The sequence below is a fragment of the Serratia sp. CoH_122_TC_1 genome (assembly GCF_058191755.1).
The window spans coordinates 184-890 of record NZ_JBXWLA010000023.1; the positions used below are offsets into that span (position 1 = coordinate 184).

The following is a 707-nucleotide window of genomic DNA, read 5'->3' on the forward strand; positions in this document are numbered from 1 at the left end:
GGCCGTTAGCTCAGTTGGTAGAGCAGTTGACTTTTAATCAATTGGTCGCAGGTTCGAATCCCGCACGGCCCACCATTTTCAGATTGGTAGAGATGTGAAACAGAAGGTCCAAATCGAGTTTTTCGAATTGTCCCCCACCCCGCATCGTTTTTCCGCAATACAGTCTTAGCGTCTGTATTGGTTGTTCAGCAGTAAACCACGTTAGTGGGCCGTTAGCTCAGTTGGTAGAGCAGTTGACTTTTAATCAATTGGTCGCAGGTTCGAATCCCGCACGGCCCACCATTATTGCAGCGAGTCCTTCTCCTGCTTACGCGGTTCAGCAGTAAACCACATCAGTGGGTCGTTAGCTCAGTTGGTAGAGCAGTTGACTTTTAATCAATTGGTCGCAGGTTCGAATCCCGCACGACCCACCATTTCTCAAAGTACTTCAGCACTTTTCCCAAACTCGAATATCGCATAACGCACGAATCCTGTGGTGAGACAAAAGCATATACGCTTTTGAACAGCGCTTGCGCTGGCCCGAAGGGCGAGTCTCTGAAAGAGACGAGTAACCTGCGTTCAGGTTCGAGCATCGCGCAGCGATACGACAACGCGTAGCGTTGCCCGAAGGGTGAGGCCAACGGCCGAATCAATCCCGCACGACCCACCATTTCTCAAAGTACTTCAGCACTTTTCCCAAACTCGAATATCGCATAACGCACGAATCC

2 tRNA genes and 1 other RNA gene are annotated in these 707 nt (G+C 50.2%); all 3 read left to right on the plus strand.

Annotated elements, in window-relative coordinates:
- Positions 1 to 206: 206 nt before the first annotated feature.
- Positions 207 to 282 (plus strand) — tRNA-Lys (locus AC2FC2_RS23675).
- Positions 283 to 337: 55 nt separating this feature from the next.
- Positions 338 to 413: transfer RNA gene (locus tag AC2FC2_RS23680), tRNA-Lys, on the plus strand.
- Positions 414 to 526: 113 nt separating this feature from the next.
- Positions 527 to 649: non-coding RNA, RtT sRNA (locus tag AC2FC2_RS23685), on the plus strand.
- The last annotated feature ends 58 nt before the right edge of the window (positions 650 to 707 follow it).